We start from the raw sequence: 14194 nt of genomic DNA, 5'->3' as shown, positions 1-14194 counted from the left end.
GGGGGAGAGAGACATGACCATGCTGGCATCGGAAATCGGCTTTGCGTCGAGCCATTCGCACGACCCGGCACAGGCGATGGCGGATGTCGCGCGACAATTGGGCGACGTGCCGCTGGCGGGCATGCTGCTATTCTGCTCCCACCGCTTCGATCGCGATGCACTGGCGCGCGCCGTCAACCGCCACAGCGAACATGTCGTCGCGATCGGCTGCACCAGTTCGGGCGAACTGACCGACGCGGGTTATGACGAAGACAGTTTGAGCGTCATCGGTTTTCCGGCCGACGCCTTTCACCTGACGTCCCATATTTTCGATGACATCGACGCGTTCGACCCGGTGTCCGCGCGGGAGGATATTCGTGCGCTGGCCGCCATCGCCGAACGCGACAGCCGCCATCTGGGATCATCGGTCAATCATGTCGCGCTGTTTCTGGTCGACGGCCTGTCCCATCGCGAAGAATTGCTGACCATGACGATGCAGGATGCACTGGGCGACATTCCGCTGATCGGCGGATCGTCCGGCGATGGCCTGGCTTTCCGCGAAACCGCCATTTTCGAAGGCGGGCGCTTTCATCGTCGGGCCGCCGTCATCGCGATTCTGTCCACCCCGCGCCCGATCCATGTGTTCAAGGCGCAGCATTATCGCCCCGGCGCGGCCAAGATGGTCGTGACCGGCGCCATTCCGCAGGACCGCATCGTCACCGAAATCAACGCGGAGCCGGCGGCGGCCGAATATCTGCGGCTGGCAGGCCATGCGGGGGAAGAACTCAGCCTTGCCTTCTATGCTGCCCATCCGCCCATGGTGCGGGCGGGCGGCGACTATCATGTCCGGTCGATCCAGAGCGCCAACGCCGACGGCAGCCTGACATTCTATTGCGCGATCGACGAAGGCATCGTGCTGACCGTGGGTGAACCCATCGATCGCATTGCGGGAATGGAGGCGATGTTCAGCGACATCGCAGCCCATGTGGGATCGGTCGATCGCATCATAGCGTTCGATTGCGTGTTGAACCGGATCGATGCGGAACAACGACAGATGACCCGCGCCGTATCCGAACTCTATGGTCGACACCGCGTGATCGGTTTCAACACCTATGGCGAACAATATCACGCGCTGCACGTCAACCAGACCTTCAGCGGTGTTGCGATCGGGCGATGACCAGGGTCGCCGCCCCGCCTGTCGACGCCGAACTGGCGCAACTGCGGGAAGAAAACCGTAAATTGCGCAAGATTAACGCCGCGCTGATTGATCGGGTCGAACGGTCGAGCGACATGGCCGGAAGCGCATTTTCCATGTTCGAAACGGCCATCACGCTGGAAGCCATGGTGCGGGAACGGACGACGGAACTGGAGGACGCGCTGGGTCGGCTGGCGACCGCCAATGCCGATCTGGCGCAGGCTCATGCCAGCGCCGATGCTGCGCAGGTGCGGCTGCGCGATGCAATCGCGTCCATCAACGAAGGTTTCGTCCTGTTCGATGCGGAGGATCGGCTGGTCCTGTTCAACGACGCTTATCTGGGGTTCTGGCCGGAAATCGCCGATCAGGTGCGCGAAGGATTATTGTTCGAGGATGTCGCCCGGCTGGCGGCGGCGCATCGGCGCCCGTTAGGCGCGGCGCTGGCCCCTGATCGCTGGGTTTCGGACCGGCTGGCGCGGCACAGCGTCGCGGATGGCGGCCACGTTCAGGCGCTGGCCGATGGTCGCTGGATACAGATCAACGAACTGCGCACCAGCGAAGGCGGGATCGTCGGCATCTACACCGACATTACGGAGGTAAAGGCGGAAGACGCGCGCAACCGGGCGCTGGAACTGGCCGAACGCAATCTGACCCTGCAATCCACGCTCGACAATCTGTCGGAAGGCGTGTGCCTGTTTGATGCGCAGGGACGGATCGCCGCCTGGAATGACGCCCTGCAACATCTGCTGGGCCTGCCCGACGACTGGATACAGGACGGGGCCGATCATGCCGCCCTGCTCCACTGGTGCCGCGACCGCATGGCCATGGACGACCGGGGCTGCCTCGACTGGCGCGGCGACCGGCCGGGCGATCCCGTCCAGGCTCTGGTTGCGGCGGGGCATCGCCATTTCGAACTGCGCAGCACGACGCTGGACCGGGGCGGTCAGGTCATCGGCTTTACCGAAGTGACCGACATGTTGCGCGCGCAGGCGACGTTGCAGGAAACCGCCGAAACGCTGGAACGGCGGGTGGCCGATCGCACCACCGAATTGCGCGCCGAAGTTGCCGAGCGCCGCGAGATCGAAAGCCAGTTGCGCGATGCAAAGACGGCCGCGGAAAAAGCCAATCTGTCCAAGACCAGCTTTCTGGCGGCGGCGAGCCACGATCTGCTCCAGCCGCTCAATGCTGCACGCCTGTTCGTTGCGGCGCTGGGGGACCGGCGGCTGGCGCTGCCGACACGCGCGCTGGTCAACCAGACATCGACCGCGCTCGATTCGGTGGAGGATCTGCTGGAGGCGCTGCTGGAAATCAGCCGTCTGGACGCGGGGGCGATCCAGCCGGAGATCAGCGATTTCAGGCTGGATATGCTGCTTGGCACATTGCGGGTCGAATTTGCTCCGCTGGCGCGGGCATCGGGCCTGACGCTAGACATGGCCAGCGATGCCCTGTGGGTGCGGTCGGACATTCGTCTGGTTCGCCGCATTCTCCAGAATTTCCTGTCCAATGCGTTGCGCTATACGCAGCAGGGATCGGTGCGGGTCGATTGCGCAGCCGACGCGCAGACCATCCGCGTCAGCGTGACCGACACCGGACCGGGCATCGCCGCAGACAAGCAGGCGCTGGTGTTCGAAGAGTTTCGCCGATTCGATACCCGCGCGGGTGGCAAGGGGTTGGGCCTTGCCATCGTCAAAAGGGCGAGCGACATGCTCGGCCATCGCCTGACGCTGGAATCGACGCCGGGTCGCGGATCGACCTTTGCCATCGAATTGCCAGCCGGTGAAGCCGCGGCCAGCCCGGACAAGGGGCCAGACAGCGTGACGCGCGACCGAAGCATGCGCGGGCTGAACATATTGGTGATCGACAATGAACGCGCGATCCAGACGGGCATGCGGACATTGCTGGGCGGCTGGGGCTGCAGCGTGCTGACGGCGGGCGGATATGAAGATGCCATCGCCCTGTTCGAACCCGGCGGCGCGCCGGACATCGTGCTGATCGACTATCATCTGAACGATGGCGAAACCGGGGATGTCACGCTCGATCGCCTGCGCGCGCATTTTGCGCTGCCCGTTCCGGCCGTGATGATTTCGGCGGATCGGGGCAAGGAACTGAAAGCGCGGCTGGATGCGGGTGGTACGCCGTTGCTCAACAAGCCGGTGAAGCCCGCACAATTGCGCGCATTGTTGCGGACGATGCTGAAATAGGACCGCCGCCCGGAAAGGTGGCGGTTCGCGTCAGTCGGAACCGAAATGCACCCGGTTCGCCTTGATCACGGCCTGCGTCCGGCTGAGCACGCCCAGCTTCTGCAATATCGCCGACACATGCGCCTTGATCGTGGTCATCGACACGCCCAGATCATGCGCGATCTGCTTGTTCAGCCGACCGTTGACCAGATGGCCGAGCACGGTCTTCTGCTGCGGGGTCAGGCTGTCGATCCGGCGGACGATGTCATCTTCCTCAGCGGATGGCGCCGATCCTTCGCCCATGGTTTCGGGCAGGTAGATTTCCCCTGAAACCACGCGATGCAGCGCCTCCACAATGGCGCTGCGCTTCAGCGATTTGGGGATGAAGCCCGCGGCTCCGGCGGCCAGCGCTTCCTGCACGATGGCCCGGTCGAACGCGCCCGATACCATGACGACCGGCAGGATCGGGAACCGATCGCGCAGCAGCTTCAGGCCATCCAACCGACGTACGTCCGGAATGTTGAGGTCAAGCAGGATCAAGTCGAAATTATCCTGCTTTTCCAGCGTCGCGACGGCTTCTTCCAGACTGGCCGCCTCGAAAATTTCGATATTGTCGAAACTGATCGCGATCACGCTGCGCAAACCGTCGCGCACAAGGGGATGATCGTCGATGATCAGCACCCGTTCCATGATCGCTTCCCCGCCCATATAATGCCCCATATCATGCCCCTGCCCACGATGTTCGGTCAAGCCATGGGACGCGGAGAGGCGCAATGCGCCGGGCGGGAAAGCCGGGGCCGATTGCGCATGATGTCCGCGTCCCATGACGATCATTTCAGTCATCCTTTGCTGGTCGCATCGCCGACCCATCCGCTATCCGACCTTCGACGGAGACCGATCGGGGATGCGCAGGTTCATTTGGCGAGTTTGAACACCCAGAGCGCGCCGCCCTGATTGATGTCCTTGAACGATTTGGCAACTTCGCCGCCCCACAGCGGCACCGCCCCGCCCCAGCCGGACATCACCGCCACATATTGTTCGCCATCCTGTTCCCAGGTGACGGGGCTGCCCACTACGCCGGAACCGGTCTGGAATTTCCAAAGCTCCTGCCCGGTCTTGGCATCGAAGGCCTTGAGATAACCTTCGGGCGTGCCGGTAAAGACGAGATTGCCGCCGGTGGTCAGGACGCCGCCCCACAAAGGCGCCTTGTTCTTATATTCCCACACGATCTTTCCGGTCTTGGGGTCCATGGCGCGCAGCGCGCCGATATGATCATCCGCAATCGGTTTGATGGTGAAGCCCGCGCCCAGATAGGCCGCGCCCTTTTTATAGGCGATCGGTTCGTTCCAGATGTCCATGCCCCAGTCGTTCGATGGAATGTAGAACAGGCCCGTGTCCTGGCTATAGGCCATGGGCATCCAGTTTTTGCCACCCAGGAAACTGGGCGATGCGAAGACCGGCTTGCCCTTGCCTTCGCCGGGCGCGGGGGGACGACCTTCGGCAATATAATTGGGCCTGCCATTTTTGTTGAAACCATTGGCCCATGTCGTCTGCATGACGAACTTGTGCGCGCCTAGGAACTTTCCGTTGGTGCGGTCGAGAATGAAGAAATACCCATTTCGATCGGCCTTCGCGCCCAGCTTCATCGGCTTGCCGTTGATAGTCGCGTCGAAGGGAATGAATTCATTCACCCCGTCGAAATCCCAGCCGTCATGCGGCGTGGTCTGGAAATGCCATTTGATGACGCCGGTGTCCGGATCGATCGCCAGCGTGGAACTGGTGTAGAGATTGTCGCCGGGACGCAGATGGCTGTTCCACGGCGCTGGATTGCCGGTGCCAAAGAAGAGCAGATTGGTTTCCGGGTCGTACGTGCCGCCCAGCCATGTGGCGCCGCCGCCGCTTTTCCACAGGTCGCCCGGCCATGTCGCGTTCGTCTTGCCGGTAATGCCGTTATCCTTGCCCTTGAGCGTGCCCATATGGCCTTCGATCACCGGGCGGTGCCAGACGAGTTCGCCGGTATTGACGTCGCGCGCCTCCACCGCGCCGACGACGCCGAATTCGCCGCCGGAATTGCCGGTGATGACCATGCCCTTGACGATCAGGGGTGCGGCGGTCGCGCTATAGCCTTCCTTGTAGTCGGCGATCTGCTTGTTCCAGATCACCTTGCCGGTATTGCGGTTGAGCGCGACAAGCCGCGCATCGAGCGTCGCGAAAATGATCTTGTCGCCATAGATGGCCGCACCGCGATTGACGACGTCGCAACAGGGCATGATGCCGTCGGGCAGACGGGCGTCATATTGCCATTTTTCCTCACCCGTGCGGGCGTCGAACGCGAAGACGCGCGAATAGCTGCCCGTGACATAGATGGTGCCGTCATAGACGATCGGCTGTGCTTCCTGCCCGCGCTGTTTTTCACCGCCCAGCGACGCGGCGAATGCCGGCACCAGTTTGGACACATTGCTGCTGTCGATCGCCTTAAGCGCGCTGAAACGATGCGCCTGCGGTCCCATGCCATAGGTCAGCACATCCCCCGTCGACGCCGCGTCGTTCATCAGATCAGCATCATTCGGCCCCTGCGGCCCTTGCGCGATCAGCGGCGCAGCAGCGACCGCCAGCGACAGTGCGGCAACGCCCGACAGCGCCCGCATCATCGGTCCTTTCATAACCATCCTCCCTAATGAAACGGACATTCCACGCCCGTTTGCGTGCAGACTATGCCACCCCGACAAAGCGGCAATTGGACCTTGGGTCGCCCGTCACCCGGCCGCTTTGGCCGGGGTCCATGCGACCCCGTAGCGCCCGAACAGCGCCTTCATTTCGCCACTGGTCCCCATGGCGGCGACAATCTCTTCCACCGCATCGCCCAGCGTGCGGCTGTTTTCCTTGACTGCCATGCCGATGTCCCAGCCGGACGAGGCGAAAGCGGGCAATGGCCCCTGCCGCAGCGCCAGCGTCCGGCCACCGGATCGATGCGCGCCTTCCTCTATCTGCGCGCGGCTGGCGAGGACGGCGTCCGCCTGCCCTGCCATGGTCGCGGCCACCGCGTCCGATCCGCTGGGATAATGGGTGACGTCCTTCGCCAGCACGCCGCCGAAGCTGCCGATCAGGTAAAAATCGGGGATGCTGTCCAGTTCGACTGCCAGCCTGCGTCCCCGCCATTCGGTCGGCATCGCCTCGACCGCCATGCCATCGCCACCCGCCAGCCCAAAGCTTTCGCGATAATAGGGCGCAACGATCGCGACCTGATCGTTGCGCGCGGCAAAAGTCCGGTCGAACGGCACATGGAGCATGATGTCACCCGGCGTGAAGCCCAGCAGCCCGCCTTTCCACACGCCGTTGCGCAGATCGTCGTCCGCACTTTCATCCGCCACCAGTTGCGCGACATCGGCGCGCACTTCCAGTTTCGCCGCGATGGCATGCGCCAGATCGGCATCAAGGCCGATCAGCTTGCCGCCCTCTTCCCAGGACCATGGTCGGTTATTCTGATAGACGACCACCCGGATCGTGCCGAGCGCCTTGACCTTTGCCAGTGGCGCGGCGTTCAGGCCATGGGGCATCAGCCCCAGAGCCAGCGCCGCCCCCGCCCCGCCGATCAGCCCCCGCCGCGAGAGCATGGCGATCAGCCTTCGTGCTTGGTTTCGAGCCAGGCGCGGATCGCCCAGCCGGCTTTCTGGCCCAGCACATCGCCGAACGGCGGCATATAGACCTTGCCGTCATGGCTGGAGCCGTGGCGGAACCGTTCGGCAAACCACTGGTCACCGGTTTCGCCCTGTTCCAGATAGCGCAGATCCGGCGCGATGCCGCCGCTTTCCGCGTCCAGCCCGTGGCAGCGCGCACAATTCTGGCCATAGGCGGACTGGCCGATCTCGATCGCCTTGGCGTTGCCGCTATAGGGATTTTTTTCCAGCCATTCTTCGCCAATGTCCGGCAATGCGGACGTATCCACTGCCTGCGGCACGACATCGCCATGCGCCATCAGTGCGCTCGTCGCCGTCATGCCCAGCGTTGCCATGGCGACCAGCAGCGCGACCCTACCCATGTTTTTCATTTCTATCCTCACCCGGTCGTTTTTCCCCTGATGCGTCCAAGTGTAGGCAAGCGCGCACCGCGCCCCCATTGGCCATTGGTACAATCCCGTCGCCCGGCGGCTGCGGATAGACCGTTGGAACGAGAAAACGGGATGGAGAGGACAGGGCCTTATGAAGCGCATCATCATTGCCGGGCTGATGTTGATGCCTGCCGGTGCGCGGGCCGAAACCCTCTATGTCTCCAACGAACGGGGCAACAGCGTCAGCGTGATCGACACCGCATCCGGTACGGTGACGGCGACGTGGAATGTCGGCGGACGACCGCGCGGCATCACCCTGTCGAAGGATGGCCGCCATATCTATTTGTGCGCCAGTCTGGACCATGCGGTGCAGATGATCGACCGGGCGACGGGAAAGGTGGTCGCGGAACTGCCATCGGGGCAAGACCCGGAACAGTTTTTCCTGTCGCGCGACGGCCAGAGCCTGTTCGTCGCCAATGAAGACGACGCCGCCCTGACCGCCATCGACCTTGCCAGCCGAACGGTCGCCTGGCAGGTCGATGTCGGCGGCGAACCCGAAGGCGTCGCGCAAAGCCCCGACAGCCAGTGGGTCGTCGTAACGTCCGAAGAGGACAATGTCGTCAACTGGATCGATATGGCGAGCCGGACGATGGTCGCCGAAACCCCCGTCGACCTGCGCCCGCGTCATGTCGAATTCACCGCTGACGGAAAGCAGCTGTGGGTCGCCGCCGAAGTGGGCGGCACGGTCCAGATCATCGACGTCGCCAGCCGATCCGTCAGCGATACGCTGCACTTTGCCATTCCCGGTATTCCCGATCATCGCATCCTGCCCTGCGGCATTCGCTTCACGCCGGACGGAAAGACGGCGGTGATCGCTTTGGGGCGGGCCGATCATGTCGCGCTGGTCGATGTCGCGACGCGCAAGGTGCGTGCCTATGTGCCCGTGGGCAAGCGCGTGTGGCATGTCGCGATCAGCGCGGATGGCGCCCATGCCTATGCCGCCAATGGTCTTTCGGACAATATATCGGTGATCGACTTGGCCAATGGCGCGGTGACCCGCACGATCGCGGTCGGCGCAGCGCCGTGGGGCGTGGTCGCCGCCCCCTGATCACATCCCTGTGCAAAAGGCCTGTCCGAAAGGCCTGTCCGAAAGGACGAGAACCTAAGTCCAATTTCTCCCCCCCCCTTTTCCGCAGCAATCTGCGTCCCAGCCGGGCAGAAGCCGGTGCATAAAGGGAGGATGACATGAAGGGGACGTTGCGCCTGATGAGCGCGGCTGGAGCGTTGATGCTCGCCGCCACGACAGCGCCAGCCATGGCAGGCACCACCGCCGACCTGCTGAAGCGACTGCATGAAAAAGGCATCCTGACCGACGACGAATATCAGGAATTGCTGAAGGGGCAGGCAACCGAAACGCCGCAGGCCCCCGCAGCGGCGGCCCCGGCGCCTGCCGTCACGCCCGATGCGTCGGGCGGCGCGGGCTATGTCCGCATGACGGACAGCGGCGTCGGCCTGCAGATCGGCGATGTGACCCTCAAATTTTCCGGGTCGGTCAACGGCTTCTACGTCCATGACAATGGCGATACGCCCGGTCCCGGCAAAGCCGTCACGGGCGGCGTGGCAACCGTAGGGGGCAACAGTTCGGCGGTACGCAACGGCCTGCTCCCCGGCTTCCTGAAGGTGGAGGCGTCCACCAGTCTGGACGGATGGGATGTCGGCGCGCATTTCGGCATGTATCCGGGCATCAATTCGGTCGATTATTCGGCAGGCGGCGGCGCCAATGGCGCGGGCAATCCCCGCGCGCTGCAAACCGCGGGCATCGATTTCCGCCAGACTTATCTGACCTTCGGCCGCGCCGGTTTTGGCGAGGTGAAGATTGGCCGCGACATCGGCCTGTTCGCGTCCGAAGCGATCCTGAATGACATCACGCTGCTGTCATCGGGCACGCCGGCGGGCAATGTCGCCCCGTCCAATACGACGCTGGGCCGGATCGGCACCGGCTATATCTACACCGATTTCCAGCCGCAGATCACCTATACGACGCCCAGCTTCAGCGGCTTCACCGCCAGCGTCGGCATATTCGAGCCGCTGTCGTCACTCACCGGTCCCGCCGAATCGAACAAGCAGCCCGGTTTCCAGGCCAAGTTCGTCTATGACGGTAAGCTGGGCGACGTCGGCACGCGCATCTGGGTATCGGGGATTTCGCAGAAGCATGATGTCATCGCCGGGCCGGACTATACCGGATGGGGATGGGATGCGGGCGCGAAGGTCAGCCTTGGCCCCGTCACCGTCGTTGGCACCTATTATGACGCATCGGGCCTTGGCACCACCGCGCTCAACCTGTTCGATACCGACGGCTTGGGCAACAAGCGCGACAGCCACGGCTTCTACCTTCAGGGACTGGCGACGTTCGGCAAGATTTCCTTTGGCGGCAGCTATGGGCAAAGCAATCTCGATTACGCCAATAGCGCCGACGCGCTGGCCAATCCGACGCTGGTGGACAAGAACAGCAGTTGGGTCGGACAGGTCCGTTATGGCCTCAACAGCTGGGTGACGTTGCTGGGCGAATATATCAACACCCGGTCGCAGGCGCATAACGGCAACAAGGCGACGTCGGACGCGATCGCAGCGGGCGCCATTCTGTTTTTCTGACCGAAGGAACAATGTCACGGGGCGGGGGCCGCATCCTAGAAAGGGTGCGGCCCCTTTCCGTTTGCAAAGCCTATGAAAAATGCGGACAGGGTCAAAGAGAGGATCGCCATGAAGTCCATGATTCTGCCTGCCATATTATTCTGTGCGCCGACCGTTGCGCTGGCTCAGACGCCTGACGAAATGCCCACGGATTCGCAAATCATCGTAACCGGCGCGGGACTGGCCCTGCCGCCGGGCACCCCGGCCTATGGATCGGTGGTGATCGATCGACAGAGGCTGCTCGACAACGCGCCGGGACGCATCGAGAATATATTGGGCGACGTCGCCGGGTTCCAGCAGTTCCGCCGGTCGGACAGCCGGTCATCCAATCCGTCCAATCAGGGCGCGACATTGCGCGCGCTGGGCGGTAATGCATCCAGCCGCACGCTGATCCTGCTGGACGGGGTACCGGTGGCTGATCCCTTTTTCGGCTATATCCCGTTCAGCGCACTGGCGCCTGAACGGCTGTCCGTGGTGCGGGTGACGCGCGGCGGCGGCATCGGCGCCTTTGGTTCGGGCGCGGTGGCGGGCACGATCGAACTGGCGAGCGCCACCCGCGACCAGCTGCCCGATTTTACCGCCAGCGCCTTTTACGGCAGCCGGGACGCCACGGAAGTGTCGGCAGGCCTGACGCAGGATCTGGGCGGCGGCTATGTTTCGCTGTCGGGCCGCTGGGACCGGGGCGATGGTTTCCACACCACGCCGAAGGATCAGCGTGTCGCCGCCACCGTGCCGGCCGCCTATGACGGCTGGTCCACCAATCTGCGCGCGGTCGCGCCGCTTTCCGCGACGTCGGAACTGCAATTCCGCGCGACGCTGTTCGAGGATAACCGCACGCTGCGTTTTGCAGGCGCCGACAACATGAGCCAGGGGCAGGACGCCAGCATCCGCTATATCAACCGCGGCGCGTGGCAGGTGGATGCCATCGCCTATATTCAGGCGCGCAATTTCGCCAATATCGTCATGTCTTCGACGACGTTCCGCAAATCGCTGGACCAGCGCAACACGCCGTCCACCGGGATTGGCGGCAAGATAGAGATACGGCCGCCCGTCGGCGACGCGCATATGTTGCGGCTGGGGGTCGATACGCGATTTGCCACCGGCGACATGTATGAAGACGCCTATAATGCCAATATCGCCGCCAATCCGCGCACATTCCTGCGCCATGCCGGGGGCGATCAATGGACGACGGGCTTTTTCGCGGAAGATGACTGGACGCTGGGCAAGCTGATCCTGACCGGTGGCGCGCGGGCCGATCGCTGGTCCATCCGCAACGGATTCTACGATCAGGTCAATGCCGCGACCGGTGCGGCGACGGGCAATGATTTTGCCGACCGGTCGGACTGGGAATTGTCCGGGCGGATCGGCACGCTTTATCAGGCGAGCGGCGCGATCGCGCTGCGGGCATCGGCCTATAGCGGGTTCCGCCTGCCTACGCTCAATGAACTATACCGCCCCTTCGTCGTCTTTCCGATCACGACGCAGGCCAATGCCGCGCTGAACCCGGAAAAGCTGAGGGGTGCAGAAGCGGGCATCGACCTGACCCCGGCCGAAGGGATCACATTATCAGCCACCGCATTTTACAACCGGCTGGACGATGCCATCGCCAACGTCACCGTCGGCACCAACATCCGCCAGCGCCAGAATGTCGACCGGATCGTCGCAAAGGGGGTCGAACTGACCGCTTCGGCGGCGCTGGGCGTCATGCGGCTGTCTGCATCCTATGCCTATAGCCACAGCAGCGTCCGCGCGCCCGGCGACGCGTTCGACGGCTTGCGCCCGGCACAAAGCCCGCGCCACGCCGCCAGCACGACTGTCGCCTACAGCCCGGCGCAGGGACCGACGCTGTCGACCACGCTGCGTTATGTGGGCAAGCAATATGAGGATGACCTGCAAAGCGACGTTCTGCGCGATGCGCTGACCGTGGATGCCGTCGCCCGGTTGCCCATCGGCCATGGCGTCAGCCTGGTGGCGCGGGGCGAAAATCTGTTCGATGAAATGGTCGTCACCCGCAATGCCGGGGGATCGATGGATCTGGGCACGCCGCGTACATTGTGGATCGGCGTCAGCTTCGGGGGATAATGGCGATTCGGGCGATGGTGATTGCAACGGCGCTGTTGCTGACCAACCTGATCGCCTTCGCCGCGTTTGGCATCGACAAGCGGCGCGCCCGATCGGGGATGCGCCGCCTGTCCGAACGCACGCTGCTGTCCTGGGCGCTGGCGGGCGGAACCGCAGGCGCTTTTCTGGGCCGTCATATTTTCCGCCACAAGACGCGCAAACAGCCTTTTTCGACGCTGCTATGGCTGATCACCATGATGCAGGGGCTGGCCATCGCCATGTGGGCGACGTTCTGATTGTCAATTGTCCGGGGAGAAATGGTGCTGCCGGGGAGGATTGAACTCCCGACCTCAGCCTTACCAAGATAAGCGCCAACACTCGCCAGCGTACGCCAAAGAACGATATAGTACTGTTAAATAAGTATTTAATGCCTCGGTTGTTTCGCTTCTCTTCCCTAGTATACCCCACCGCTTTCTCAGATTTGCTGACATTTTGCTGACAAAATCGGTACGGTGCGCTATTGTCAGCAAGATCGAGGAGAAACCTATGTCTAAGCTCACCAAAACCAAGGTGGATAGTTTACCTTCCCGAGACTGGCCAAAAGTATCTTTGGGATGCCGAGCTGCGCGGGTTCGGCGTAAGGGCTCTTCCATCTGGCCTTAAAGCGTTCGTACTACAGTATCGGGATGCTGACGGTCAGAGCCGAAGAATCGTTCTTGGTCGGTACGGCGTACTCACTGTCGAGCAAGCTCGCTCCGAGGCGCGAATTAAGCTTGGCGAGATCGCAAAAGGCGGCGACCCCGTGGTGGAGAGAGGAAATGCGCGCTCCGCTCCAACGGTTGGCGAGATCTGGGATTGGTATCTACAAGAAGCTGAAAATGGCAGACTACTCGGGAGTCGTCGTCGTCCGATAAAAGCATCAACGCTCCGCATGGATCGAAGCCGGATAGAAAGACATACTGAACCGCCCGGGTTTGCCGGAGGCTCCAACTTCTGAGTAAGTGGAGCCGATATGAACAAAACGACGAACAAGTTTGCACCTGAGGTTCGCGCACGGGCGGTGCGCATGGTGCTGGATCACGAAGCTGAACATCCTTCCCGCTGCAATGATTTCCATCGCCGAGAAGATCGGGTGCTCGGCGCACACATTGAATGAGTGGGTAAAGAAGGCCGAGGTGGACAGTGGCAAGCGTACTGGCGTGCCCACCGAGATGGCGGACCGCCTGAAGGCGCTGGAACGCGAGAACCGCGAACTGCGCCAAGCCAACGAGATACTGCGTAAGGCGAGCGCATATTTTGTCCAGGCGGAAATCGACCGCCCGTTCGAACGATGACGGCTTTCATAGACGAGCATCGGGCGGAATATGGGGTCGAGCCGATTTGCGGGGTTGCCGATTGCCCCATCCACCTACCATGAGCGTGTCGCACAGCGGCGGTATCCGGGGCGGCTGTCAGATCGTGCCCGGCGCGATCAGGATTTGAAGCCCGAGGTCATGCGCGTCTTTGCCGAGAATTTCGGCGTTTACGGTGTGCGCAAGGTCTGGCGGCAGATGAACCGCGAGGGCTTTGCTGTGGCCCGATGCACCATCGAGCGGCTGATGCGCGATCTGGGTTTGCAGGGGGTAATCCGTGGCAAGCCTGTGCGAACCACGATCAGCAACAAGGCTGCGCCTTGCCCGCTCGATCACGTCAACCGGCAGTTCCATGCTCCGGCGCCCAACATGTTTTGGGTGTCGGACTTCACCTATGTCGCGACGTGGGCGGGTTTTGTCCATGTCGCCTTCGTGATCGACCTCTACGCCCGCTATATCGTGGGCTGGCGCGTCAGCAGGACTGCCCACGCCAGCTTCGTGCTGGACGCACTGGAGCAGACTATCCACGAACGACGCCCTGTCCATCGGGTGGTCTCATCCATCACAGCGACCGCGGATCGCAATACGTGTCGATGCCACCATCATCGGGTCCGCCAGTGAGGGTGATGACGATGCGCGCTGGGTAAAGCACAAGGGCAAGCGGGCTATGCACGGCTTCAAGGCCCAC

11 protein-coding genes, 1 pseudogene and 1 other annotated feature are annotated in these 14194 nt (G+C 62.7%); of the genes and pseudogenes, 8 read left to right on the top strand and 4 right to left on the bottom strand.

What is annotated here, in order from left to right; translation table 11 throughout:
- Positions 1–13: 13 nt before the first annotated feature.
- Positions 14–1156, top strand: a complete 1143-nt coding sequence (locus tag ACOJSJ_RS04585) for an FIST N-terminal domain-containing protein (protein ID WP_420143809.1) — start codon at positions 14–16, stop codon at positions 1154–1156.
- Complete coding sequence (locus tag ACOJSJ_RS04580; protein ID WP_420143808.1) at positions 1153–3375, top strand: NahK/ErcS family hybrid sensor histidine kinase/response regulator; 2223 nt, start codon at positions 1153–1155, stop codon at positions 3373–3375. The genes ACOJSJ_RS04585 and ACOJSJ_RS04580 overlap by 4 nt, the downstream gene beginning before the upstream one ends.
- A 30-nt stretch (positions 3376–3405) precedes the next feature.
- Here ACOJSJ_RS04580 and ACOJSJ_RS04575 read toward each other — a convergent pair whose 3' ends face one another.
- From ACOJSJ_RS04575 to pedF, 4 genes are all read right to left on the bottom strand, one after another.
- Positions 3406–4188, bottom strand: a complete 783-nt coding sequence (locus ACOJSJ_RS04575; protein ID WP_420143895.1) for a response regulator — start codon at positions 4186–4188, stop codon at positions 3406–3408.
- A gap of 80 nt (positions 4189–4268) precedes the next feature.
- Positions 4269–6017, bottom strand: coding sequence for a methanol/ethanol family PQQ-dependent dehydrogenase (locus ACOJSJ_RS04570; protein ID WP_420143807.1), 1749 nt, complete (start codon positions 6015–6017; stop codon positions 4269–4271).
- 93 nt (positions 6018–6110) lie between these two features.
- Positions 6111–6968, bottom strand: a complete 858-nt coding sequence (locus ACOJSJ_RS04565) for a substrate-binding periplasmic protein (RefSeq protein ID WP_420143806.1) — start codon at positions 6966–6968, stop codon at positions 6111–6113.
- A gap of 5 nt (positions 6969–6973) precedes the next feature.
- Positions 6974–7393 (bottom strand): cytochrome c-550 PedF, encoded by a 420-nt coding sequence (gene pedF / locus ACOJSJ_RS04560; RefSeq protein ID WP_420143805.1) that lies wholly within the window; start codon positions 7391–7393, stop codon positions 6974–6976.
- Positions 7394–7553: 160 nt separating this feature from the next.
- Here pedF and ACOJSJ_RS04555 point away from each other — a divergent pair, with 160 nt between their 5' ends.
- The 6 genes and pseudogenes from ACOJSJ_RS04555 to ACOJSJ_RS04530 all read left to right on the top strand — a co-directional run.
- Positions 7554–8510, top strand: coding sequence for a PQQ-dependent catabolism-associated beta-propeller protein (locus ACOJSJ_RS04555; protein ID WP_420143804.1), 957 nt, complete (start codon positions 7554–7556; stop codon positions 8508–8510).
- A 137-nt stretch (positions 8511–8647) separates the two neighbouring features.
- Positions 8648–10054 carry a porin gene (locus tag ACOJSJ_RS04550; protein WP_420143803.1) on the top strand — a complete coding sequence of 469 codons (1407 nt, stop codon included), beginning with the start codon at positions 8648–8650 and terminating at the stop codon, positions 10052–10054.
- Positions 10055–10162: 108 nt separating this feature from the next.
- Entirely contained in the window at positions 10163–12175 is a 2013-nt protein-coding gene (locus tag ACOJSJ_RS04545; protein WP_420143802.1) for a TonB-dependent receptor, read from the top strand.
- Positions 12176–12189: 14 nt separating this feature from the next.
- Positions 12190–12450 (top strand): DUF1294 domain-containing protein, encoded by a 261-nt coding sequence (locus ACOJSJ_RS04540; RefSeq protein WP_420143801.1) that lies wholly within the window; start codon positions 12190–12192, stop codon positions 12448–12450.
- 224 nt (positions 12451–12674) lie between these two features.
- Positions 12675–13151, top strand: coding sequence for an Arm DNA-binding domain-containing protein (locus ACOJSJ_RS04535; protein WP_420143800.1), 477 nt, complete (start codon positions 12675–12677; stop codon positions 13149–13151).
- Positions 13152–13166: 15 nt separating this feature from the next.
- Positions 13167–14102 (top strand): annotated as a pseudogene (locus tag ACOJSJ_RS04530) (IS3 family transposase); the annotation flags it as partial.
- Positions 13443–13557 (top strand) — a sequence feature (AL1L pseudoknot). It overlaps the preceding pseudogene by 115 nt.
- Positions 14103–14194 lie beyond the last annotated feature (92 nt).

The sequence above is a fragment of the Sphingobium sp. genome, from assembly GCF_048594625.1.
Lineage (GTDB): Bacteria > Pseudomonadota > Alphaproteobacteria > Sphingomonadales > Sphingomonadaceae > Sphingobium.
The sequence above is the reverse complement of the archived record's forward strand: the minus strand, read 5'-3'. Positions and strand labels throughout refer to the sequence as shown.

Excerpts from the sequence above, each read along its gene's own strand:
- ACOJSJ_RS04585 (WP_420143809.1), top strand. The coding sequence starts at position 14 with ATGACCATGCTGGCATCGGAAATCGGCTTTGCGTCGAGCCATTCGCAC.
- ACOJSJ_RS04580 (WP_420143808.1), top strand. The coding sequence starts at position 1,153 with ATGACCAGGGTCGCCGCCCCGCCTGTCGACGCCGAACTGGCGCAACTG.
- ACOJSJ_RS04575 (WP_420143895.1), bottom strand. The coding sequence starts at position 4,188 with ATGATCGTCATGGGACGCGGACATCATGCGCAATCGGCCCCGGCTTTC.
- ACOJSJ_RS04570 (WP_420143807.1), bottom strand. The coding sequence starts at position 6,017 with ATGAAAGGACCGATGATGCGGGCGCTGTCGGGCGTTGCCGCACTGTCG.
- ACOJSJ_RS04565 (WP_420143806.1), bottom strand. The coding sequence starts at position 6,968 with ATGCTCTCGCGGCGGGGGCTGATCGGCGGGGCGGGGGCGGCGCTGGCT.
- pedF (WP_420143805.1), bottom strand. The coding sequence starts at position 7,393 with ATGGGTAGGGTCGCGCTGCTGGTCGCCATGGCAACGCTGGGCATGACG.
- ACOJSJ_RS04555 (WP_420143804.1), top strand. The coding sequence starts at position 7,554 with ATGAAGCGCATCATCATTGCCGGGCTGATGTTGATGCCTGCCGGTGCG.
- ACOJSJ_RS04550 (WP_420143803.1), top strand. The coding sequence starts at position 8,648 with ATGAAGGGGACGTTGCGCCTGATGAGCGCGGCTGGAGCGTTGATGCTC.
- ACOJSJ_RS04545 (WP_420143802.1), top strand. The coding sequence starts at position 10,163 with ATGAAGTCCATGATTCTGCCTGCCATATTATTCTGTGCGCCGACCGTT.
- ACOJSJ_RS04540 (WP_420143801.1), top strand. The coding sequence starts at position 12,190 with ATGGTGATTGCAACGGCGCTGTTGCTGACCAACCTGATCGCCTTCGCC.